This window comes from Bartonella capreoli (genome assembly GCF_902813205.1).
Taxonomy (GTDB): domain Bacteria; phylum Pseudomonadota; class Alphaproteobacteria; order Rhizobiales; family Rhizobiaceae; genus Bartonella; species Bartonella schoenbuchensis.
In genome coordinates this window covers 106,293-128,905 of record NZ_CADDZX010000002.1, presented here as the reverse complement: position 1 = coordinate 128,905, position 22,613 = coordinate 106,293, and the positions used below count along the sequence as shown (strand labels likewise).

General features: G+C 34.8%; 15 protein-coding genes and 2 pseudogenes. 10 read left to right on the top strand and 7 right to left on the bottom strand.

What is annotated here, in order from left to right; genetic code table 11:
• The 3 genes from J7R05_RS02540 to lptF are packed head-to-tail and all read right to left on the bottom strand — an operon-like array spanning window position 1 to window position 4,652.
• Window positions 1-2,373, bottom strand: a complete 2,373-nt coding sequence (locus J7R05_RS02540) for an LPS-assembly protein LptD (RefSeq protein WP_208541070.1) — start codon at window positions 2,371-2,373, stop codon at window positions 1-3.
• The gene (gene lptG, locus J7R05_RS02535; RefSeq protein WP_208541069.1) at window positions 2,374-3,465 is read right to left on the bottom strand and encodes an LPS export ABC transporter permease LptG; all 1,092 of its coding nucleotides are present in this window, start codon (window positions 3,463-3,465) and stop codon (window positions 2,374-2,376) included.
• Window positions 3,462-4,652, bottom strand: a complete 1,191-nt coding sequence (lptF, locus tag J7R05_RS02530) for an LPS export ABC transporter permease LptF (RefSeq protein WP_208541068.1) — start codon at window positions 4,650-4,652, stop codon at window positions 3,462-3,464. Before lptF ends, lptG begins: the two co-directional genes overlap by 4 nt.
• A gap of 402 nt (window positions 4,653-5,054) precedes the next feature.
• Between lptF and J7R05_RS02525 the strand changes: the two genes are divergently transcribed.
• Entirely contained in the window at window positions 5,055-5,501 is a 447-nt protein-coding gene (locus tag J7R05_RS02525; protein WP_208541067.1) for a DNA polymerase III subunit chi, read from the top strand.
• Window positions 5,502-5,706: 205 nt separating this feature from the next.
• Window positions 5,707-5,931: a hypothetical protein gene (locus tag J7R05_RS09190; protein WP_246468206.1), complete on the top strand. Its 225-nt coding sequence runs from the start codon at window positions 5,707-5,709 to the stop codon at window positions 5,929-5,931.
• Here J7R05_RS09190 and J7R05_RS02520 read toward each other — a convergent pair.
• Window positions 5,928-7,217 (bottom strand): MFS transporter, encoded by a 1,290-nt coding sequence (locus J7R05_RS02520; protein ID WP_208541066.1) that lies wholly within the window; start codon window positions 7,215-7,217, stop codon window positions 5,928-5,930. The genes J7R05_RS09190 and J7R05_RS02520 overlap by 4 nt on opposite strands.
• A 511-nt stretch (window positions 7,218-7,728) precedes the next feature.
• On the opposite strand from J7R05_RS02520, the gene bafA reads away from it, so the two are divergent.
• Both bafA and ndk read left to right on the top strand, forming a co-directional pair.
• Complete coding sequence (gene bafA, locus J7R05_RS02515; RefSeq protein ID WP_208541065.1) at window positions 7,729-10,389, top strand: BafA family autotransporter; 2,661 nt, start codon at window positions 7,729-7,731, stop codon at window positions 10,387-10,389.
• A 916-nt stretch (window positions 10,390-11,305) separates the two neighbouring features.
• Window positions 11,306-11,728 carry a nucleoside-diphosphate kinase gene (gene ndk, locus J7R05_RS02510; protein ID WP_208541064.1) on the top strand — a complete coding sequence of 141 codons (423 nt, stop codon included), beginning with the start codon at window positions 11,306-11,308 and terminating at the stop codon, window positions 11,726-11,728.
• Between the two features lie 326 nt (window positions 11,729-12,054).
• Here the strand turns inward: ndk and pgsA are convergent, their stop codons facing one another.
• The 3 genes from pgsA to J7R05_RS02495 all read right to left on the bottom strand — a co-directional run bounded on the left by pgsA (window position 12,055) and on the right by J7R05_RS02495 (window position 15,991).
• The gene (gene pgsA, locus J7R05_RS02505) at window positions 12,055-12,636 is read right to left on the bottom strand and encodes a CDP-diacylglycerol--glycerol-3-phosphate 3-phosphatidyltransferase (RefSeq protein WP_208541063.1); all 582 of its coding nucleotides are present in this window, start codon (window positions 12,634-12,636) and stop codon (window positions 12,055-12,057) included.
• 75 nt (window positions 12,637-12,711) lie between these two features.
• Window positions 12,712-14,697: an excinuclease ABC subunit UvrC gene (gene uvrC / locus J7R05_RS02500; protein WP_208541062.1), complete on the bottom strand. Its 1,986-nt coding sequence runs from the start codon at window positions 14,695-14,697 to the stop codon at window positions 12,712-12,714.
• A 442-nt stretch (window positions 14,698-15,139) separates the two neighbouring features.
• A complete protein-coding gene (locus tag J7R05_RS02495; RefSeq protein WP_208541061.1) occupies window positions 15,140-15,991 on the bottom strand; it encodes a 23S rRNA (adenine(2030)-N(6))-methyltransferase RlmJ in 852 nt (283 codons plus the stop codon).
• A gap of 830 nt (window positions 15,992-16,821) precedes the next feature.
• Between J7R05_RS02495 and J7R05_RS02490 the strand changes: the two are divergent.
• The 6 genes and pseudogenes from J7R05_RS02490 (at window position 16,822) to J7R05_RS02470 (ending at window position 22,424) form a co-directional block, all read left to right on the top strand.
• Window positions 16,822-17,856, top strand: a pseudogene (locus J7R05_RS02490) (glycoside hydrolase family 3 N-terminal domain-containing protein).
• Window positions 17,857-18,384: 528 nt separating this feature from the next.
• The gene (locus J7R05_RS09185; RefSeq protein ID WP_246468202.1) at window positions 18,385-18,567 is read left to right on the top strand and encodes a hypothetical protein; all 183 of its coding nucleotides are present in this window, start codon (window positions 18,385-18,387) and stop codon (window positions 18,565-18,567) included.
• A gap of 85 nt (window positions 18,568-18,652) precedes the next feature.
• Window positions 18,653-18,968 (top strand): annotated as a pseudogene (locus J7R05_RS09610) (twin-arginine translocase subunit TatC); the annotation flags it as partial.
• 39 nt (window positions 18,969-19,007) lie between these two features.
• On the top strand, window positions 19,008-20,285 hold the full coding sequence (gene serS, locus J7R05_RS02480) for a serine--tRNA ligase (protein ID WP_208541060.1): 1,278 nt from the start codon (window positions 19,008-19,010) through the stop codon (window positions 20,283-20,285).
• 133 nt (window positions 20,286-20,418) lie between these two features.
• The gene (locus J7R05_RS02475; RefSeq protein ID WP_208541059.1) at window positions 20,419-21,078 is read left to right on the top strand and encodes a protein-L-isoaspartate(D-aspartate) O-methyltransferase; all 660 of its coding nucleotides are present in this window, start codon (window positions 20,419-20,421) and stop codon (window positions 21,076-21,078) included.
• 191 nt (window positions 21,079-21,269) lie between these two features.
• A complete protein-coding gene (locus tag J7R05_RS02470; RefSeq protein ID WP_208541058.1) occupies window positions 21,270-22,424 on the top strand; it encodes a M23 family metallopeptidase in 1,155 nt (384 codons plus the stop codon).
• The last annotated feature ends 189 nt before the right edge of the window (window positions 22,425-22,613 follow it).

Here is a 22,613-nt window from a genome sequence, read left to right as displayed (position 1 = left end):
TTATAAATCTAATTTTATCTTTTGCCCAATATCTGTGATTGTACGTAATGAAAGAGAGAAATTAAAATTCTGCAAAGGTGCGTTTTTTCCTGGATTAGCTATTTGTTGATAGCCGATTTTTATTTCAAAACATTCATTTTTATAATTTAAATTTATTTCCCGCTTTACAAATGTACTAGATACTAAGTCATAACTAATATTGTTATATATAGACCAATATTTAGAAAATTTAATACCAGTTTGAAAAGAAATTTCTTGACGATCTTGTGTATATTCATAATTGGGTTGGCTTTGGATATAAGCATATTGTAAGGATGCTCTAAAATTTTCCCATTTTTGAGATGCTTCTATTTCACCACGGCGGATTTGACCTGTCTTTTTATCAAAACGTCCACGAGATTCTAAAGCAAAACCACTATCATGGTGTGCATTAAACATTGCAACATAGTCTGAACGCGATGTTTCAAGACCAGAATTAGCACTTACATTGACAAAGTTTTTTTCTGCAAAAGAATTTTTTCCTGCAACATGAAAAGATTGTCCAACAAGACCATAAAGTGACCAATTATTATTGAAACTTCCAGAATATCTTAGGCCTATATTTGCTCGTGTTCCACCTTCGACACGGTCATAACCAGAGAATTTGTCGCGTTGAAATAGAGTGATTGCATCAAATACGAAGCTTTGTGCATCTTCATTTGGTAACAGTCCGGCATATTGTTCATTATTGCGTATAAAGAGTTGCGCTGTTGGTTCTAAGACATGTGAAGAAATGCCAGAAGTTATAAGGAGAGGGTAACGTAATTCTAAACCTGCTGTTGCTATGCCGCGAATAGTTGGTGAGGCAATGTTAAATTTTGTCGACGAGTCATTTATAAGATGGTCAGGATAACTTTTCCGGGCATTTGTTATTGTATCAGTACGTAATGCGAAAATAGGGGTTATTAGTAATCCGTTTTGTGTATTAAAACGCTTTTTCCATTCTATTTCACCTGTTAACCGAAAACTATTTCCAGGTATATCAGAAGGCCGAGAGACATAAGGGGGATGTTCTTGCCAATCGGTATAGTTGAAGTCAGAGTGATTACGATAAATTGATTGCATATTGCCATGAAAAGTAAGTTTCCCAGTGTAAACTTCTTTGTCTGGTGTGAAAAAATAATCGATACGGGGTAAAACCCATACTTGCTGAGAATGACGTTTGTTAATGGTATTTGTAGGTATCAAATCTTGGACTATGAAATGGTAAAAACGCGTATCAAAGTAATTTTTTCCTCCAAGGCCGTTCAAATAAAGCTGAGAAAGCTGTACAGGATTACTATAGTTTTCAAGTTCATATGTACGGCTAAAATGCCTATCTGACTGGGCAAAAATATCCCAACCATAAGTCCAACGTGAATTAATACGGAAATCACCTTTTGTTGCCACCATATAACGGTTATTTTTTTGCGCATCAATTGTGTTATTATCAAACTTATGAGGATTAATTTGATATATATGAGCAAAACGGATGTTATAATTTCCTATTTTTAAACGCTGACGCCATTCTCCTTCAGTTAAAAGTCCTTGTTTTGTGTAGAAAGTAGGGGAAAGTGTAAAATCATAATGAGGTGAGAGATTCCAGAAATAAGAATTCTTAACACCAACACCAAGATGATCAGTATAAAAAAGATGAGGAGCAAATAAACCGCTGACGCGTTTTACATTTGGATCAGGCAGTTTTAAAATAGGAAACCGGAAAATTGGTATACCAAAAATTTCAAAATGACCGTCTTCAAATTGAATTGTTTTAGTGGTGCTATTCCATATGATTTTTTTTGCTTTAATTTGCCAAAAGACTTCATTATCTGATTTGTAATGATGAGGTTCACACGCTGTATAGACAGCATTATTGAAGATTGTAAGCTGACTTCCTCTGCGTTCAGCATTTTCAGCTACAAAATGTGTGTTGTTAATAGCTTCAACGCGTAAAAAATTTACAAATCCTTCACCAAGGTCTTGAGTCATGTCAATATAATCAGAATAGACTTTATTACCATCCTTTTGAATAATTTCAACATTTCCTTGTGCTATAATACGTCCTGTTTTTTGATTGTAAGTGACTTTTTGGGCAATAACTTTATTGTTATCATATTCAATTTGAACATTTCCTTCAGCGGAAACAGTGTCTGCGTCATGGTTGTAAGTGAGTTTGTCAGCAGAGAGTAAAAGGGGGGATGTTAGGGATTGAATGTGGTTTTGAGGAGAAAGATTAGAATTTTGTGCTATTACAGAATAAGATAAAGTTATGCCTAAAACAAAACTAATAGCACTTTTAAAAACCAATGTGTTTAGTTTTGTCAAAATTATCCTCTTACTTGTAAGCAATTTCACTTAGCCATCCTCTTTATGAAGTAAAAAGGAAACTCCAAAAAACAACGCAATAACAACAGGTGTCCAAGCAGCAATAACTGGAGGAATGTATCCAGCATTACCAAAAGCTTGAACCAGTACGGAAATAACATAAAGCATGAATCCAGCGATTACACCACCAAGAATTAATGCTTTAGATTGTCCGAAGCGTGTAAATTTTAGCGATACTGTTGCAGCAATAAGAGTCATTGCTACAAGTAATGCTGGTAATGCAATCAATGATTGTAAGTACATATCGAACTTATTTACAGAATAACCAAATGATCGCGCAGCTGAAATTTTTCTTGGTAATTTATAAAATGGAATAGTTGCAGGATCGGCTAAATATTCAGTTAAAAACTCGGGTTTTAGATTTGTTTTTATCTGAAATTCAGTAAATTTTTCAGGGGCATAACCTGTTTTATAGATCGTGCCATTCGTTAGCAACCAAGCGTCATTTGTTAGTGTTGCTTGTTTTGCGTGGATCCAGTTCTTAACTGTCGCGTTATCATTATATTGCACAAAGGTTGCATCAATAAGAGAGAGACCTTGCTGTGTGATTGATCTAGCTCCAATGGTTGTTGTCCCTAAATTTGTATGTTGTGTTAACCATGGGATACGATTCTTGTTGATAGATGTTTGAACATTATTACTACGCCATTCAGCAATCATTTTTTCTGCTTGAGAAGATCCCCACGCGGCAAGTGGATTTATAAAAAGAATCGAAAATAATCCAAAGAGAAAAGCTCCAAGACAGGCAGGTATGAGAAATTGCCACGCAGAAACACCGATTGAACGAGCAACAACAAGTTCAAATTTTTTGTTAAGTGATATTAGCATAGTCATTGCAGAAAATAGTGCAATGAAAGGAAAGAGTTGCTGCATAATAAAAGGAACACGCAACGTTGAAATGAGAAGTGCGCCTTTTGCTGTATAATGGGGAAGAGAAGCTAGCCGACCAGAATTTTCCGTAAAGTCAATTAAAAGGGCAAGTATAAAAATACTCAATACAAAATAACAGGTTGTTTTGATATAACGTACAAAAAAATATCGTCCAAGCGTCCATCCAATCATGATGTTTTGTCCGAAGAATAGTGAGATTTTCGATATTTAGATTTGTTCGTCATTTTCTGAAGAAATGCTTGAATAGTATCGTTAAATCTTGCGGGTATACTAATTTTACGGTTTGTCAGTAGCATAAAAAAGATTAATACGCTTACTCCTATTGGAGTAATATAGAGCAGAGGGACGTAAGTGAGATCATTCTTTGTTTTTTCAGCGAAAAAATATTCTATCCAATAAATCAGCAAGGAAAAAGTAATCGTGAAAACAATTGCCGATGTGCGTGCTTGTCGATGTGAACGCGCATCTCCTGCTGCAGCTACTGCAATTAAAGCAAAAACAACTGGGTAGAGCCACTCTGTGAGTCGACGGTGAAATTCAGCTTTGTATTGAAGCGGATTACGCTGATAATAGGGATCATATGGGTCAGGATGCAATAAATAAGAAAGAGGCCTGTCTTTAGGATAAATAGTTGGTACTCCATTATTGGGGATGAATTCACTTAAGCTAAAAGTATAGGAGTTAAATTTAATAATCGAAACACTATCATTTTGATAATTCACTCTTTCAATTTCACCGTCATTGAGGACTAAAAAATTTCCATTTTTATTACTAACAATTGCACCTTTTTTTGCATAATAGAGAAGATCAATCTTAGAATCGCGCTGATCGGCGATGAAAAGACGTCCAATGGTTCCATCTGGGTATCGTTCGCCAATTTCTATATAAAGATTGTTTGTTAGTGCTTGAAAGCTGCCTTCGCGAATAAAAAGATTAATGAGATCTGAATGAGTGTTTGCCAGCATTTGTCGCATATTAAGGCGCGCTTGAGGAGCTACAAAATTAGCGATTGAAAAAGATGTACATGCAGTAAAAATAGCTAAAAGAAGAATTGGTTTTAAAACAGTGTTTTTGGAAAAGCCAGAGGCACTGATAATAGCTAACTCTGAATCTTGATTCATTGTTGAAAAGATAGTTGTAATTGCAATTACAAGTGCAAATGGGATGATGAGGGAAATAACAGGAGGAACTAATAAGGATGAAAAGTATAAAACTGTTAGGAATGTTTGCCCACTTGTTGTAAGAAAATCAATTCGTGCAAGGACTTGCACTGTCAAACTAATACCGATTGCTGCGACCATCACAGCGCTAAATAAAATAAAAACACGTTTTAGGATGTATAACTCAATAATACGCATAAATTGGGTAACATCCTTGGTTTTAATTTAAAGAAGATACTATATAATGTTGCCAAATTAATAAGATATAGTAGTCAAAAACTTAAAAACGACCTTTTTGTGCTCTTTTTTCTAATAAGCAACAGGAGATGATTAAATAATCTTAATTCATTTTGCTATGTTTTTTCAAGTATGGTATCAAGAAAAGCTAAGAAAATGGCACAGAATAAATTTTTTCATTTATTTTAAAATTACGATTTTTCTTGTTTCTCTTCGCTATCATTTAATACATAAAAAAGACAATACACATAAAAAAAGAGAAAATTATAGTGTTCCAAGCCATTCCTTCTCTGTTTAGTAATATAAAAATATTTCTAAACAGAGTGTTACACTTTTTCGATAAAGAGTGATGAGGATTAAGAAGTGGATATTCTATTCTATCATTTAACACAATCAACACTAGAAGATATTTTACCAATATTGATAGAACGTGCAGTTGCACGTTTTGATAGAGTAACAATACAATGTATAAGTGAAGAACAGCGCGATGCCATAGATACTCGTTTATGGGTTTACGCTGAGGGATCATTTATTGGACATGGAACTGAATGCGATAAATATCCAAATTTTCAGCCTGTATTTCTCACTACGGGTCATGAGAACCCGAATGATTCAAAAATACGCTTTCTTGTAGAGGGAGCAGTTTGTCCGGATATTAATATTTATCAACGGCTTGTAGTGATATTTGATGGCCGTAATGACGAACAATTGAATCTTGCTCGTGCACAGTGGAAGGAATATGGAACAGAAAACCATAATTTAACTTACTGGAAGCAGACTGAAAGTCGCGGTTGGGAGAAACAAATTTGATATGCATAGCATTTATTATTCTAATTTATTGGTATTGTTGGGATAATTAATAAAGAACTCTTTATTATGAAAAAATTAGAAGGAAAATCATTAGTTTTATTGTTATTTTTCTTTTGGGGAGCGATAAAAATATTGCCTGTAATCACAATATTCAAATGGAATAATAGCGGTGGTTGATCGGATTTTACTTGCTTTATGGTCAGTAATGCTGGCTTTTTTTTGTGTTTCATGGTTGGGTACAACGCATATTCTATCACAAATATTTTCTATCATTCATATTAATTATATTGCAGATATTTTATTCTTTTTTCTTTGTGTATTGTTTGCTGGGATATTATGGTGGAGTGTGCCTCGACCAATGTCTTTAAAAATAAAATTGGCGGCATTTCTACCGCCAGCGTTAATTTTATTATACTTCATTGTATTTTAGTAAGATATCTCTTTATCTGTAAAGCAAATAAAGCAAATAAGTGAAATAAAAGCAGAAAAGAAAAGATAATAGCCAACGTAAGTCACATCAAAATACTGCACCAAAGATTCTGCAATATAAGGTGCAAAAGATCCGCCAACAATGCCAGCTAAGTTGAAGGTTAAGGATACACCAGTGTACCGAATGGCTGTTGGGAATGGTGATGCAAGAATGGTACCCAACGGGCTATATGTAATCCCTAGAAGCACTAAGCCAATGATAGACATTGCAAGAACGCCTATAATTCCAGAATGTAGGAAGTAGGGAATTGCAAAAGAGTAAATACCAGTACTTATTGTCACCCAAATCATCAAAGTTCTGCGCTTAATACGATCAGAGAATTTTCCAGTGAGGGCAATAGAAAGGCCAAAAACAATAGCTCCAATCATCTCTATTTGCAGTGTTTGATTAAATGGTAATTGCAGATGATTTTTTGAATAACTTAATAAATAGGCAGTGACCAAATAAAATAAGACAAATGCTGTCATGCTGGCAAATGTACCAAGAAGCACAATCCGTGGATGTTTGAAGAACACATTGATAATAGGTACTTTGACACGCTCTTCATAATCAAGCGCTTTTTTAAATTCAAGTGTTTCACCAATTGAAGTACGCACCCATAATCCTAAGATGATGAGAAAAGCTGAAGCAATGAATGGAATACGCCATCCCCACGTGAAAAGTTGGTTAGAGTCAAGTATGTTCCACAGCCCAAAATAAACTGTAATAGATAGAAGTAAACCGGCTGGAGATCCTAATTGGGGAAACATTGCATACCAACCACGTTTTTCTGGTGGAGCATTTTCTGTTGCAAGTAGAACAGCTCCACCCCATTCTCCTCCTAATCCAATTCCTTGACCAAGACGGCACATAGTTAAAAGAAAAGGCGCCCACCAACCGACTGTTTCATAAGTAGGAAGAATGCCAATGATAACTGTTGAAATACCCATTGTGAGAAGAGCAGCGACAAGTGTTGCTTTCCGTCCGATTTTATCACCAAAATGTCCAAAAATAATAGATCCGAGAGGACGGGCAAAAAAAGCGACACCAAAAACAAGGAAAGATTGTAGAATAGCCAGTTGATTGTTTTGCGGTGGAAAAAATAAATAAGGAAATACAAGAGCTGCAGCAGTTGCAAAAATGTAAAAGTCGAAATATTCAATTGTTGTGCCAACAAGGCTTGCTAACAAAATTCGAATAGGTGAATTTGTTTGATTTACGCGCTGTCTTTCTACGCTTATAGACATGAATAGGATATTCCTTTTAATATAGATAATTAAAATATTAAGATAAGATTTTAATAGTTATAAAAATTTCATATTAGTGTCGAGTCAGTATTGTTACGATTTAATTGTATAAGAATAATAATAGAGCGTGATAAGAGTGAGGGAATATGTATTGTTACTACTAATCATGCTATTTATTAAATTTAGCGTTAGATTAAATGTAATAAGAAATCTTTTTTTAAAAGCAGCAGGGGGATAGAGATATATCATTCTGCATAAACGGTTTAATCTCTCAATTGTTTCATTTTGTATTTTTAAATGAAGAATATTGTTTTCATTTTTTCTACACAAATTTGCTTCTATAAGCCTGAAGAAATTCGCTGAAAAGTGCTTTAGCAATTTCTGATTAAAATTTATTATCGCTGCATATAAAACACATTACGACATAAATAAAACACATTATGATATAAACAGGAGCAGTCTGTTAAGAAGGAGGGGTGTTTATTTAATTATTGGTAATGGAGTGTAGATTGTGCAGCACAAATACAGACTAAATGTTTCGATATTATTAATGAGTAGTCTTCTCATACAAAATATAAGTGCACGTGAAGGAAGTTTTGACGGTTTAAATGACCAATTTCTGAGAAGTATTCTGTTAAAAAATTTCTCTTACGGGAAAACACTAATCGATTCTACACATACTATTTCTTTTGGAGTCAGTCAGAATGCTAAGATTGGGAAAGGGGGCATTGAAATTGTTCAGAATAGTGGAACTTCAAATAATGCTACTGTTAACATAGGTGGAAAACAAATCGTTACATACCAAGGAACTGCAATTGGAACTAAAGTTAAGGGTGGCTCGCAGTTTGTTTTTAATCAGGATAATTCTACAGGTACGTCTAATAATAGCAGAATTTATGAGGCTGTAGTTTCTGGTGAAAATAGAATTTGGGGTCAACAGAATGTGTATGATGGTGGGGAAGTTTGGAATACGAAAGTTATGAAAGATGGAGAGCAAAATATTTATAAAGTACGAACAAAAAAAGGTGGCATTGCATCAGGTACTGAAGTCTCTGAAAATGGTAGGCAGCGTGTTTTGGCAGGAGGTAATGCCAAAGATGTTACTTTAAAAGAACATGCTACTCAAGTAGTATATTGGGGTGGATTTGTAGAAAATCTGACGGTTAATGATTTTGCTAGTTCATGGATATACACTGGTGCCATATTAAAAGGGAACATAAAGGTTAATGATAATGGACATCTTTATCTTTATGCTGGTGATCCTACAAGTCATCTTACGAAGGAAAATATTATTGTAAATGGACAACCAAGTATATCATTGTTTTCTGTTGGTACGTGGAATGATAAAAACAACTCTCGGATTAACATTGACGATTTAACTGGGAATGGAACTGTTAGTGTTGCTTCTGTTGGGTATAATCCTCACCATTTACATCTTTATGTTGGAAATCTTTCAGGAAGTTTACATTTCCGGTTTAATTTGAGTAACATGGAAGATCGTAGTGATTACCTCTTAATTGATAATGGTGCAGGTAGTCACAAAATAAGTGTTGCCGATTCAGGTGCTGAAATCATGCAATCTCTTTCGCGAACGTATGATTTAATGACCGAGCTCAATTTAATTACCGATAGAAGTGGAAAAGCTAAGTTTACTTTGGTGGATCGATCTGGTCAGAATACCAATGCTTTTGATGGTGGAACTTATATGTATAGTTTGTATTCTAAAGAAAGCAAGAAAAGCGGGAAAGTTTGGTATTTAAGCGCAGGTTTTACTAAATCAACACATCAAAGTCGACCCCGTCGACATTTGAAGCAACATGGGTTTGATACTTCGGTGCTTAGCTCAGAAAATCCGCAGGTTGCTAATATATCAACTGTTCCATTTATGGAAGATCAGGCTACTGAGTCTAGATCTGGAAGACGTCTTCCTCGACATCTGAGTCAGCATGAGTCTGATATTTCAGTGCTTAACTCAGAAAGTTTGCAGATTTCTAATCCATCAACTGCTCCATCTATGGATGATCAGACTACTGAGTCTAAACCTAAAAAGCGTACTCGTCGGCATCTGAGCATACATGAGTCTGATACTCCAGTACTCAGTTCAGAAAGCCCGCAGATTTCTGATGTATCAACTGCTTCATCTGCAGAAGATCAGGCTGCTGATCTTAAATCTCAGAAACGTTCTCCTCGGCATTTGAGTCAGCATCAACTAAACTCTTCGGAGCTTGATTTAGAGGAACCACAAGCTTCTGATTTTTTAACCACTCCTTCAACTGATGCGATACTATCTCTAGCGGTTGCTCCTGAACTTGTTTTTAACAATGAGTTACAAAGTTTGCGTGCTGGAAGGGGTATTTTAGAGAGAAATAGGAAGAATGCAGCTTTCTGGACATATACGATCAAGAATAAAGAACGAATTTCTACAGGTCATACACACTTTAAGTTGGATCAAACAGGGATAATATTGGGTACTGATTGGGTAGCACAGTTACTATATGGAAATCTCTATATTGGTGGTTTTGGCAGTTATGATCAAGCACGTATTAACCATGCTCGTCGTGGTGTCAGTGGTATAAATACTTATAGCTTTGGAACTTATGCGACCTATTTAAATGAATATGGTTGGTATTTGGATAGTATTTTGAAATATAATCGTTACCAAAATCATCTTAAAGCAGTTTCTACAAGTGGCTTAGCTATCCAAGGAGACTATAACCAATGGGCGATAGGTACATCCTTGGAAGGAGGTTATCGTTTTCAAACAGGGCAAAGCACTTGGGTGCGACCTTATAGCCAATTTACATGGTTACAGGTTAAAGATAAAGAAATACAGCTTTCCAATGGTATGATAGGTGATATAAGCTCCTCTACTTCATTACGTAGTGAAATTGGTTTATCTATTAGGCGTGCATTTAACTTTAATACAAATGCTTCATTAATAGGTTATGTAACGGCTGCTTGGTTACGTGAGTATATAGATAATAATCATACAATGATTAATAAACGGCATAAATTTATCACTGACTTGTCTGACAATGCAGGTAAATTGGCAATAGGTTTGAATAGTTTTGTCAGCAAAAACTTAACATTTTATACAGAAGCTCAATATCTTAAAGGTTATAAAATGACGCAGTCACTTCAAGGGATTTTGGGTATACGCTATAGTTTTTAAGTATGCGATTATTTGTTCTCTGATCAATTTTAGATATGTATTTGTTTATTGCAAATAAATACTTCAATATGAGACCTATTTTTGAAAAAGTGTGCTTTGTCATAATAAGCCTTAATGTATTATTGTGTGTTGTGTTTTTGTATTTTGTCCTCCTATTTAATCCTTGATCTTAAGGGCATATTTTAGAACAAACGATGTATTCTTAAGTCAAATAAAATCTCATGGAATGAAAAAGGAGTCTTTAGTTTGCCTGTTTTTGAAACATATGAGTGATTTGACCTAATTAATTGATCAAGACAATTGAGGATGTAAAGAAGTATCTCTTTTAATAAAAAAGAATAGAAAGAAAGTAGAGTAGTAGCTTTAATTCTTACGTCTATTTTTATTTTAAAGAAAAGATTAGCATATTTTTTGTCGTGGTTAGAATAATTTCAAGAAAGATTGTTTAGTTGTTTATACTTCTTAGATAACTTTCTCAATTCACTATTTTGAGACATGATGATATTACCATTTTGTGGTGGGAGGTCGCCTGTGATAGCGTGAGAAAGCTTAATTTCCAATTACTATGGTGGTAGATCCAATTTTTGAGCCAATGGGATGGAAAAGCGATGTTGGAGTAATGGCCAATCAAAAATATCTAGTCATCCGTATTACAATATCATTAGATATTCAATGAAATGAGAATCTTCCATTTTGTATGGATTTTTAATCAACACGATTAGATTTGATCTGTAGAAAATAGAAGATGGTTTTGTAGGTGTTGAAGTCATTGACCGATAGCATTTCTATTTTATATAGGGGGAAGCTTTATAAGAATATGCAATTTTAAAATTGATATAAATTCACTAACGATTACTTGGCAAAAGGCTCCTTATAGAATAACAAGATAATTTTTTATGAAATTAAAGGTAATCAAATGGCTGTAGAACGTACTTTTTCGATGATTAAACCCGATGCAACGCGTCGTAATTTGACAGGAGCAATTATTAAAATGCTTGAGGATGCAGGTTTACGTGTTATTGCATCTAAGCGTGTGTGGATGAGTCAACATGAAGCTGAAGGGTTTTATGCGGTTCATAAAGAACGTCCTTTTTTTGGAGAGTTAGTACAATTTATGTCTTCTGGTCCAACTGTTGTTCAGGTTTTGGAAGGTGAAGATGCAATCGCGAAAAACCGTGAAATTATGGGGGCTACGAATCCTGCTGATGCACAGGAAGGGACAATTCGTAAAGCATATGCCTTGTCGATTGGTGAAAATTCTGTTCATGGTTCAGATAGTGCTGAATCTGCAAAAACAGAAATAGCTTATTGGTTTTCCGATATTGAAATCGTTGGTTAATGAAAGCATGTGCGAAAAGTGGAAAATCCTGAAATAGTATTCAGGATTTTTTTTCCTGCTAAGTTATAAATCTTTATTCAAAAGTTCATAACATAAATATCATATAAATTTTTTGATTGTTTTGAGATAATACTCCATTTCAAATATATGCAATGGAGTATTTTATCATGACAAAAGCTCAAAAATGCATAATTGTAATCAATGGCTTTATTTTATTATTTGCATATTTTCCGATTTTACCATTGATATTAAAACATTACATTTCAGTACATAGTGCCGGATATTTTTCTAACCGCTAATTAAGCCACAATTTTATCATTTATCTTTTATGTAATAACGTGTTTTAAGCCTGCACGAAAATAGTCCCATCCTGTCCACAATGTGAGAAGAGCTGCAATCCATAGCATAATTATGCCAAATTCCATTGTATAAGGGAAAATTTTATTACCGGCTGGGCCCGCTAAGAGAAAGACAATGGCTACCATTTGTACAGAAGTTTTCCATTTTGCAAGACGAGAGACAGGAACACTAACTTTTAATTCAACCAAATATTCACGTAATCCTGATACAAGAATTTCCCTACAAAGAATGATAATGGCTGCCCAAAGTGTCCACCCAGCAATAGTGCTATCTGCAGCAAGTAAGAGCAAACATGATGAGACAAGCAGTTTATCTGCAATTGGATCTAACATACGGCCGATATTGGATGTTTGTTTCCAAATACGGGCAAGATAACCATCCAAAAAATCTGTAATAGATGCAATCACAAAAATAAAAACAGCAATCCAACGCCCAATATCACTTGATTGTAGCCGTCCTTCTACAAAAAAACACGCAACAACTAATGGAACCGCGACAATTCGTACATAAGTCAGAATATTTGGAAAAGAAAAAGTATGATTTTCCATCGAGCCGTTTTCAATCCTTTGTGAAGTACAGCATATTTTATAAACGTAACAAGGCAATGAATATGAAGCAAGTCCTTATTTTTCATTAAAATGGTTGTGAATTTTTTGTGCCATTGCGGTGGAAATACCTGCCACTTTGTTTAAATCTTCTACAGAGGCGTTGGCAATGGCTTTGGTACTTCCAAAATGGTTAAGCAAAGCGTATTTTCTTGTGGGGCCTATATTTTCGATTTCATCAAGTAAATTTTTGAATGTTTCTTTTTTTCGTTTTGTTCTATGGGTTTCGATCGCAAAACGGTGTGCTTCATCACGTAAACGTTGCAAAAAATAAAGAATAGGATCGTGTGAGGGCAGTGTGAAGGGTGGTTTTCCTTTTATAAAAAATCGTTCACGACCGGCGTTACGGTTAGCACCTTTTGCTATACCGATTGCTGTGACAAAATCATCTAGCCCCAATTGAGATAATAATGTACGAACGACATTTATTTGTCCTTCACCACCATCGATTAAGATAAGATCAGGCCAAGTTGGAAAAGAATTATCACTATCATTTTTTGTATCTTTGTTTCTATTGGGCAAGCCATATTCTTTAATAAGGCGTGAAAATCTTCGTTCAATAACTTCTTTCATCATGCCAAAATCATCACCAGGTGTAATATCAGTCGAACGAATGTTGAATTTGCGATATTGATTTTTGATAAATCCTGTTTGATCGAAAACAACCATCGCACCTACCGCATTGGTACCCATGATATGTGAATTGTCATAGATTTCTATGCGCCGTGGAGTATGAGGTAGTTGAAATGTTTCAGCAACACCTTGAAGGAGTTTTATATGTGTTGCTGTTTCAGCAAGTTTGCGTCCCAGCGCTTCATAAGCATTAGTATAAGCGTGATTAACAAGAGATTTGCGTTCACCTTTTTGCGGTAAGGATAGAGATATTTTGTGATTTGCTTTTAGATTTAATGCTTCTGTAAGAAGTGCTTCTTCTTCAATTTTTTCCGATAAAAGGATGAGTTTTGGAACTGGTTTATCATCATAAAATTGAGTGATAAAACTCGTTAAAATCTCAGCATTAGAGAAAGATGAATCTGCTTTTGGAAAATAAGCTCGATTTCCCCAATTTTGCCCCATGCGGAAAAAAAACACTTGAATACAGGTCATTCCTCCTTGTTGTGCAATTGCAAATACATCCGCTTCTTTTACCGTTTGAGGATTAATGCCTTGATGGCTTTGTATATGAGAAAGGGCTGATAAACGGTCGCGATAAGCAATCGCTTGTTCAAAATCAAGATTTTCTGAGGCTTTATGCATAGCTTGAGCCATATCTTTTTTTACCGATTGGCTTTTTCCAGAAAGGAAAGCCTTTGCTTTTTGAACCAGTTTTATATAATCGCTATCATTGATTTCATGTGTACAAGGGGCTGAACATCGCTTAATTTGATAAAGCAAACAAGGTCGTGTGCGATTGTTAAAAACTGAATCAGCACAAGTTCTTAATAAAAAAGCACGTTGCAAAGCGTTGATTGTTTGTGCAACAGCACCCGAAGAGGCAAAAGGACCAAAATAATGGGCTTTTCGTGTTCGAGCACCACGATGTTTGTAAAGTGCAGGTGCTCGGTGATCATCAGTGATAATGATATAGGGAAAGCTTTTGTCATCGCGCAGTAATACATTAAAACGTGGGTGTAATCTTTTGATGAGGTTAGCTTCTAAAAGTAATGCTTCTGTCTCTGTATGGGTAACAACAAATTCCATATGATATGTCGCACTAATCATACGGATAATACGGTTATTATGCCCTTGTTCACGAGTATAGCTTGAAACGCGTTTTTTTAAATTCCGTGCTTTACCAACATAGAGAACGTCACCATTTTCATTAAACATTCGATAAACCCCTGGTTTATGAGGAAGGTGTTTAACAAATTCTTGTATAAGTGCAGTTCCTTTGAGTTGATGGTTATCATTTCTTTGGTGAGCATTGTCCCATATGATGTTAGACAGAAAAGATAGTTTTTTTTCTTTATTTGGAAGACAGGATGTATCGTTTTTCAGGGTCATTCAATTTTTCCAACAAGATTTTGCGTTTGCCACATGAAATGTTGTTTTCTGTCAAGTATTATTGTTTGTTTGTTTGAAATTTTATCTCCCAATAAATAAGCGCATTATAGTATAAATTCTATGATTTTTAGTTATCATTTTAGACAAAAGAACACCAAGCTAATTCCATAAGGCAATTTATGAGCTGGCCTATCTTACCTATAAATTGATTGAAAGAGTAAATCTAATCATGATTTGATTACCAGAGATTTTTAAAATGGTTTTGTAAAAAAGAAAATCAAATTTACACTATTATTTCGTCATATTCATTTCTGTTTTGGCTATCTTTAGAAGTTGAAAAATCTGTAGTGGAGTGAGTAGTGAGTTCTCTATCTAATCAGTTTATGAGATTTATCTTTATTGTGAAGAGTGTTTTCTTAAGTAAGATGCTTTCATATTATAACTATTCTTTATCTAGCCATTTGTAGGTAATTTGCGCACTCTTATCTTGTCCAAGGCGGTTGATAAGAAAAGGACTAAGTTTTTGCATTTCTTCTTCAAGAAGATAAGGAGGGTTTATAAGAATCATACCGCTCCCATTCATTGTAGTTGGTGTTAATTTTTTTCTAATACGCATTTCAAGCTGGAGAATTTTTGGAATTCCCGTTTTATGTAGAGCGTGAAGAAAATTCTCAATTTCTTTATTGTATTTAACAGGATACCATAAAGCATAAGTACCTCCAGAAAAACGTCGATATGCTTTCACCACCCCATCAATGAGACGAGAAAATTCACCCGGTTTTTCAAAAGGTGGATCAACAAGAATAAACCCACGTTTTTCTTTTGGTGGTAAGTGAGAATTTAAAGAGAGCCAACCATTTAAATGCAAAACTTTTGTTTGATAATCGCCGGCAAAGTTTTCTGCTAAGGTTTGGTAATCTTCCTTGTGTAATTCAATTGCAGTGAGCCGGTCTTGCTTACGCAATAGTTGACGGATAAAAATAGGCGATCCAGGATAGAATATAAGCTCTTTGTTTCCTTTATTCATTGTATAGATAACATTACACCATGGATGTAAGAGTGTTTTCACATCTTCCGGAATAGGTGTTGACAAAAGCCTTCCCACGCCATCACGCCATTCTCCTGTTTTATGTGCTTCTAGGGAAGAGAGATTATAAAGTCCAATTCCTGCATGCGTATCTATAACACGAAAAGCTTTTTCTTTACGTTTGAGGTACTCTACAATGCGTGTGACAATAATGTGTTTAAAAACATCAGCAAAATTGCCAGCATGATAAATATGCCGATAATTCATAATCAAATTTTATCATATATATAATTGACTGACCAAGATTCTTTTATTTCTTTTTAAATCTTTTTTTGATGTAAAATAACAAATTTATGTATCAATGAGAGCTCTATTATAAAAGCAATATATTGATTAAAAAGCTGATACATCTGGAAAACTTCAACGCTATGTATTGGCATTTATCCATTAAATTATTCTTTACATCAATGCTATTTATATAAACCAGATTTATTGTTAATGAGATCATTTACCAACCCAATGAAAAATTAAGAAGTACAAGCTCAGTCATTCCAATTGAGGTGTTAATTTATAGGGTTAAGTAATTTTATTATCACTATGCTTAAAATTATAGCAAAAGATAGTGAATCATCATGGGTGATAAAGATAGTTCTATTATTTTATAAGTGTTTGAATAAATAAGATTTTCAAAATCATTTTTCTAAGGGAATACTCTCTCTTAAACTTTATAATTAAATTTCAACCATGTCAGATTGGTGAAATGTTATTAAAAATAATAATTACCTCCTTTTTTCTTTCATCATCTGTAATTTACAATTTTCTATAATAGAAACTTTAATAGCGAAAAATATTTGGAGTTTTTAGTTGTTTTAAAATTTAGAACGTTAGAAAATATCTAATGATGAATACAAATAAATAATTACAAGCCAAGTTTGGCTTTCCAATAGAAAAATATTAATGCTTGTAAAACAAAAATAGAATTATTTTGTTAGAATGTTTTTTAAAATTATGAAATCATATTTGGAAAAAGAATCTTTTCAATTCATTCAAAATTTATTGATGAATCATTATCAAATAAACATTAAGGTTTCATAATAATGTTAGAAATGAAAGCCATGATTACCGGTATTTCAGGTCCGGTTCTAACAAATGATGAAAAGGCATTTATTACTGAGCATAAGCCTTGAGCTTTTATTTTATTTGCGCGTAATATTAGCACTGCAGATGATATCAAAGCACTTACTACATCTTGATGTGAAGTTAGCGGACGTGATGATATTTTTATTTTCATTGATCAGGAAGGGGGGAAGGGTGCAACACTTGCACCCACCTTTGGCACCTAATTATCCAACGGCTGCAACTTTAGGGGCTATTTATAAAAAAGATCAGGAAGCAGGGCTTCGTGCTGCTTGGATTATGTCACGGCTTCATGCTTTTGATTTGATGAAACTTGGTATTAATGCAAATTGTCTTCCACTGTTAGATGTGCCGGTGGTAGGGGCTCATGATGTTATTGGAACGCGCGCTTATGCTCAGGAACCAGAAACGGTTACTGCTTTGGGGCGTGCAGCTGCTAGGGGGCTTTTAGATGGTGGTGTTTTACCAGTAATGAAAATATCCCCGGACATGGTCGGGCATTATGCGATACGCACTTAAAGATGGCACGTGTAGATGCAACCCTTGATATTTTAGAACAGTATGATTTTATGCCTTTTAGAAATTTAGTGGATTTTCCAGCTGCAATGACTGCCCATATTGTTTATGAGGCAATTGACGATAAAGTACCTGCAACACTGTCTAAAAAAGTTGTAGAGGATATTATTCGTAAAAAGATTGGTTTTTATGGCCTTTTAATGACAGATGATGTGTCAATGAAAGCTCTTTCAGAGAGTACATGTTCGAACAATCTTTCAGATTTAACACATAAAATTTTTGCAGCTGGTTGTGATGTTGTTCTTCATTGTAATGGTAATTTGGAAGAAATGCTTGTTGTTGCTCATGCTACCCCGTTTTTATCAGGAAAAGCATTAGAACGTGCTTATAATACTCATACTAGGGTTGGGAAGCCTGATTTATCAGATGAGGTTGCTTTAAGAGAAGAATTTTCAAGTCTCTTAGCTTTTGTTAAATAAATGTGTAATTTTGAGTTAGCTTGATTTATTAAATATTGCTGAATAAGAGTGAAAATGGCGTAACAATATTAATTTGAGACAATTGATGTTTTGTTACCTTTCATTCAGAAAAGAAATATACAAATAAGATATAATTATATTTGAAATATTACTTATATAGTGAGCATTCATGCTATAAAATTGATGTTGCTCTCAACAATTTCAATTACTATCAGTAGAACTTGCAAGTCAAATGCCAAAAGAAATTCTTCTTTTGTTAAAACAAGAAAAAGCCTGTTTCTAAAAAGTAATATGAAATCATAATTTTAGCATCAATCATTTAGTGAGGAAGTCGAATGTAAACAATGTATAGGATGTGGGATTAATAGGGCAGAGTTTTTAATTATCTTACTTGTTTTCATTATTGTAGTTAAATTAAAAGATTAGCCTAACATTTTAAGGTAATCATAAAGGCTAATACATATATACGTTCGACGGCCAATGAATCTCGACATCAGTTTGATGAAACAATGAAATAAACTGAATTGAATGATTTGCAAAAGACATTATCAGATCGCAAAAAACCTTATTCCTTACAAAGAATTAACGAAAGTTTTTGATTCAATTCATGATGTAGTGAATGATGTCCACGACAGTCTTGATGTAAATACGATATTTCATAAATTGGAAAAAGATAAAGACGTTTTTTATATTGCGATAGGAAGCATTTAGATAAAGAGTTAAGGGTATCTATTGCTCATAGTTATGAGCTATAGCCTATAATACTTCGGGTTAGCCTCTCTTTGAACTTCATTGAAGAATAGAGTTTATAGCGCATATCTTTGATTATCTGAGCTTTATGCACCATTTATCTGGATTTTTGGTTTGATTTTTCAATTACCTCTTATTGCTAGCCTGTTAAAAAGTTGGATTGTTGACATCTCATATGTTGCCGTCCAAATGAAAGTGAATCATCTGATTTCTTTTATAATTGCGGTTATGGTAACACTGTCGGATTTTTTTCTATGTTTGCAGTAGCTTTACCGACGATAATTCTTTATGAAATATCAATTTTAATTACTTGCTGGATAGGAAAAAGAAATCCTCTTAATAGAAGTTTATATTTTGTATGATAAGCAATCAAATAGAAACGATGCAAATAAGGAGTTCTAATGCTCGATATTAAATGGATCCGTGAAAATCCTGAAAAATTAGACGCAGCTCTAAAAAATAGGGGGATTGAACCACAAGCTCAAAGGTTGATAGAGCTTGATCTTGAACGTCGATCGCACGTTGCAAAAATACAATGCGCACAAGAACGTCGCAACGTGGCTTCAAAAGAAATAGGGCAAGCATTAGCTGCGGGTGATCAGAAAAATGCTGAACGTATTAAAGCTGAGGTTGAAGAAATTAAAGATTTTCTTTCTTCTGCTTCAATGGAAGAAAAGCAATTGACTGAAAATCTTGAAAAGACTCTTTCAGCTATACCAAATATTCCATTAAATGATGTTCCAAAAGGCAAAGATGAAAGCGCTAACGTTGTCGTTCGGCATTTTGGTACACCTACGACATTTGATTTTACACCGAAGGAACATTTTGATCTTGGTCAGAATCTTCAACAGATGGATTTTGAGCAGGCAAGTCGTTTGTCTGGTGCACGCTTTACAGTACTTTCAGGGGCATTGGCGCGTCTTGAGCGTGCATTGGGCCAATTTATGCTTGATATGCATGTGGATGAACATGATTATACAGAGGTTTCAGTACCTCTTCTTGTGCGTGATGAAATTGTTTATGGAGCAGGACAATTACCAAAATTTTCTGATGATCTTTTTCAGACTACAGATGGCAAATGGCTTATTTCCACAGCGGAAGTGCCATTAGTTAATTTAGTAAATAGTGAAGTTCTTGATATATCAGATTTACCTCTGCGGTTTTCTTCTCTTACACCTTGTTTTCGTTCAGAAGCAGGGGCGGCTGGGCGTGATACACGTGGGATGTTGCGTCAGCACCAGTTTTGGAAGGTAGAAATGGTATCGATTACCACTGAGGAACAATCCTTAATTGAATTAGAGCGTATGACAGAGTGTGCAGAAAATGTGTTGAAACGGCTTGGGTTGCCTTTTCGTACTGTACTTCTTTCTACTGGTGATATGGGGTTTGCTGCCCGTAAGACCTATGATATTGAAGTTTGGCTTCCAGGCCAGGGGTGCTATCGTGAAATTTCAAGTTGTTCAGTCTGTGGAGATTTTCAGGGGCGACGTATGAATGCTCGATATCGTACAAAAGGTGAAAAAACATTACACTTTGTGCATACTCTGAATGGTTCTGGCACAGCTGTTGGTCGTTGCCTTATTGCTATTCTTGAAAATTATCAGCAGGCTGATGGATCAGTTATTGTCCCAGATGTTTTGCAGCCTTATATGAAGGGAATAAGTCGTCTCACTATTTAACTTGTGTGAATAAGCACCAATACACGTTTATTATCGATAAATGATAATAGCGTTTATCAGAAAATTTGAATGCTTTTAAAAAGTAATGCACGTGTAAATAGAGTAATCGTTACATTAAAAATCGAATGATATTATGAAGCAGAAGAAAAATTTACAATTTCGTGAGGAATTGGCAAGCCTTGTACTGAAAATGCGCAGTAAAGGGGTCGATGATCTGCGCTTTTTTGCTGCGTTTGAGAAAATTCCACGTCATCATTTTGTAGCTGTTCCTTGGCTTAAGAGTGCATATGATAATAAAATTATTCCAATTGAGTGTGGTGAATATATTGAGCGTTTAGAAGAACAGCTTTTAATTCTCGCTGCGTTATCGTTGAAAAAAAAACACCGTGTTTTAGAAATTGGTACAGGTTCTGGTTTTTGTACTGCTCTTATGGCATGTCTTAGTGATCGAGTGATAACGATTGATCGTTATAAAACACTTGTTGAATTGGCACGACAAAGATTTCAAACTTTAGGGCTTGACAATATTGTTGTACAGCAGATTGACGCAAGTAAAGGTATTACGGGTTTTGGATCGTTTGATCGTATTCTTATTTGGCCATCGCGCTCTGATGAACCAGAAGAATTTTTAGAAATTTTAGCTGGGAATGGAATTCTTATTCAAGCTATTGGGCCAGATGAGGGGGTACAAACTGTTATGCGTTATACGAAAATTAGTAGCCAATTTGAACGTTCAGAAATGTTTCAAGTGCGTTATCAACCCTTTATTGAAAACGTTGCAGAAATACTTTGATTTTTAAGGTTAAGAGATTGTGAAGAAACCTATGTGCTCTATTTATAACGAATTCATTTTGGTCTTTTTGTGAAATTTTTATAGGTAAAATATTCAATCTTTAACTCTTAGGTAATATTAGCAAGATTTAATAGAATGAGTTGGGTATTGGCCAATAAATAAACCATATATTTGAATTTTTGAGTAACATTATGCGGTATAGTCTTCAGGGGATAGTTCTTTGGGTGGTAGTAACGATAATAACGGGTTGTAGTTCTGGTACACAGCGTTTTTATGATGGCTTTTATAAAGGTCCTGCTCAGTCGATTACACTCACAACAATGTCTGGTGATTCACAAATGTTATCACAAGGTGGAGTAATACAAAGCAGTGAGTTACCACCTATGGAGTCACCTTATAATTCAGGAGTTAGCGATAGTTCGTATGATTCTCTAGAACAGGAAGCCACATTTTATTCTGATAAGCACAGAGAGTTTTCGTCTGATGGGCGAATTATGGGCTCTCCACCGCAAAATCTTGGAACACTTTCTCGTTCACAAGTGAATAATCCTCCTACTTCTAGGCGGGGATCTTATATTGTACAAAGTGGTGATACCCTGTTAAGTATTGCACGGCAAATAGGAGTTAGTGTTGAGGCGTTAAAATTAGCAAATGGTATGAATAATCATTCTATCCATGTTGGTCAGGTGCTCATTATCCCAGATGAACGCACAAGTGTATCTTCAAATGCTCCAAATAATACTCAAGTAACATCACAAACTCCATCTCCAACTCCATCTAAAGTTGTATCCTCTGTTGAAAGTAGAAAGGATTCATCATCTGTGTATGGAACTTCTGTAACAACTACATCTGCAACAAAGACTGATTCCTCAAATGTTAAGCAGGATTCTTCTCTGCAAAAGCCTGCAGCTGCTTTATCAGATACAGTTGTTGATTCAGATGATGTTGTTGCTCCACAAGCAACAGGGATTTCTAAAATGCGTTGGCCGGTACGAGGACGTTTGTTAAGCCACTTTGGTCAAAAGAAAGGAACAGTAGTTAGTCGAGGAATAGAAATTACTGTACCTGAAGGTTCATCAGTAAAGGCAGCGGAAAATGGTGTCGTTATCTATGCAAGTGATGGATTAAAAGAACTTGGCAATGTTGTCATGATTCGACATGAAGACAATATTATTACTATTTATGGACATAATGATAAACTTGTTGTTAGTAGAGGGCAAAAAGTACGGCGTGGTGATGAGATTGCTAAGTCTGGTATTTCAGGAGATGCTACAACGCCACGCGTTTATTTTGAAGTCCGTAAGGATACTGTGCCTGTTGATCCTATCAAATATTTAGAAAATTAACGAAGAGTCATTTTATTATATAAAATTCAAGGTTCTCTAAGTTGTTTTTGATTACACTATATAATTTATTGAATCACTAATGACTAGTCTGTGTTATATATGTTCCGCATCCCCATAAAATGGGCTATTTTTGAATAGATTGTTACATGTTTTCAATGAGATGTTCTTTATATTAAAGATTGCAAATAA

What these genes read in the sequence shown, in the direction of transcription:
- lptG (WP_208541069.1), bottom strand. Translation starts at nt 3,465, where the DNA reads ATGATTGGATGGACGCTTGGACGATATTTTTTTGTACGTTATATCAAA.
- lptF (WP_208541068.1), bottom strand. Translation starts at nt 4,652, where the DNA reads ATGCGTATTATTGAGTTATACATCCTAAAACGTGTTTTTATTTTATTT.
- J7R05_RS09190 (WP_246468206.1), top strand. Translation starts at nt 5,707, where the DNA reads ATGCTGGCTTTTTTTTGTGTTTCATGGTTGGGTACAACGCATATTCTA.
- J7R05_RS02520 (WP_208541066.1), bottom strand. Translation starts at nt 7,217, where the DNA reads ATGTCTATAAGCGTAGAAAGACAGCGCGTAAATCAAACAAATTCACCT.
- ndk (WP_208541064.1), top strand. Translation starts at nt 11,306, where the DNA reads ATGGCTGTAGAACGTACTTTTTCGATGATTAAACCCGATGCAACGCGT.
- pgsA (WP_208541063.1), bottom strand. Translation starts at nt 12,636, where the DNA reads ATGGAAAATCATACTTTTTCTTTTCCAAATATTCTGACTTATGTACGA.
- uvrC (WP_208541062.1), bottom strand. Translation starts at nt 14,697, where the DNA reads ATGACCCTGAAAAACGATACATCCTGTCTTCCAAATAAAGAAAAAAAA.
- J7R05_RS02495 (WP_208541061.1), bottom strand. Translation starts at nt 15,991, where the DNA reads ATGAATTATCGGCATATTTATCATGCTGGCAATTTTGCTGATGTTTTT.
- J7R05_RS09185 (WP_246468202.1), top strand. Translation starts at nt 18,385, where the DNA reads ATGATTTGCAAAAGACATTATCAGATCGCAAAAAACCTTATTCCTTAC.
- serS (WP_208541060.1), top strand. Translation starts at nt 19,008, where the DNA reads ATGCTCGATATTAAATGGATCCGTGAAAATCCTGAAAAATTAGACGCA.
- J7R05_RS02475 (WP_208541059.1), top strand. Translation starts at nt 20,419, where the DNA reads ATGAAGCAGAAGAAAAATTTACAATTTCGTGAGGAATTGGCAAGCCTT.
- J7R05_RS02470 (WP_208541058.1), top strand. Translation starts at nt 21,270, where the DNA reads ATGCGGTATAGTCTTCAGGGGATAGTTCTTTGGGTGGTAGTAACGATA.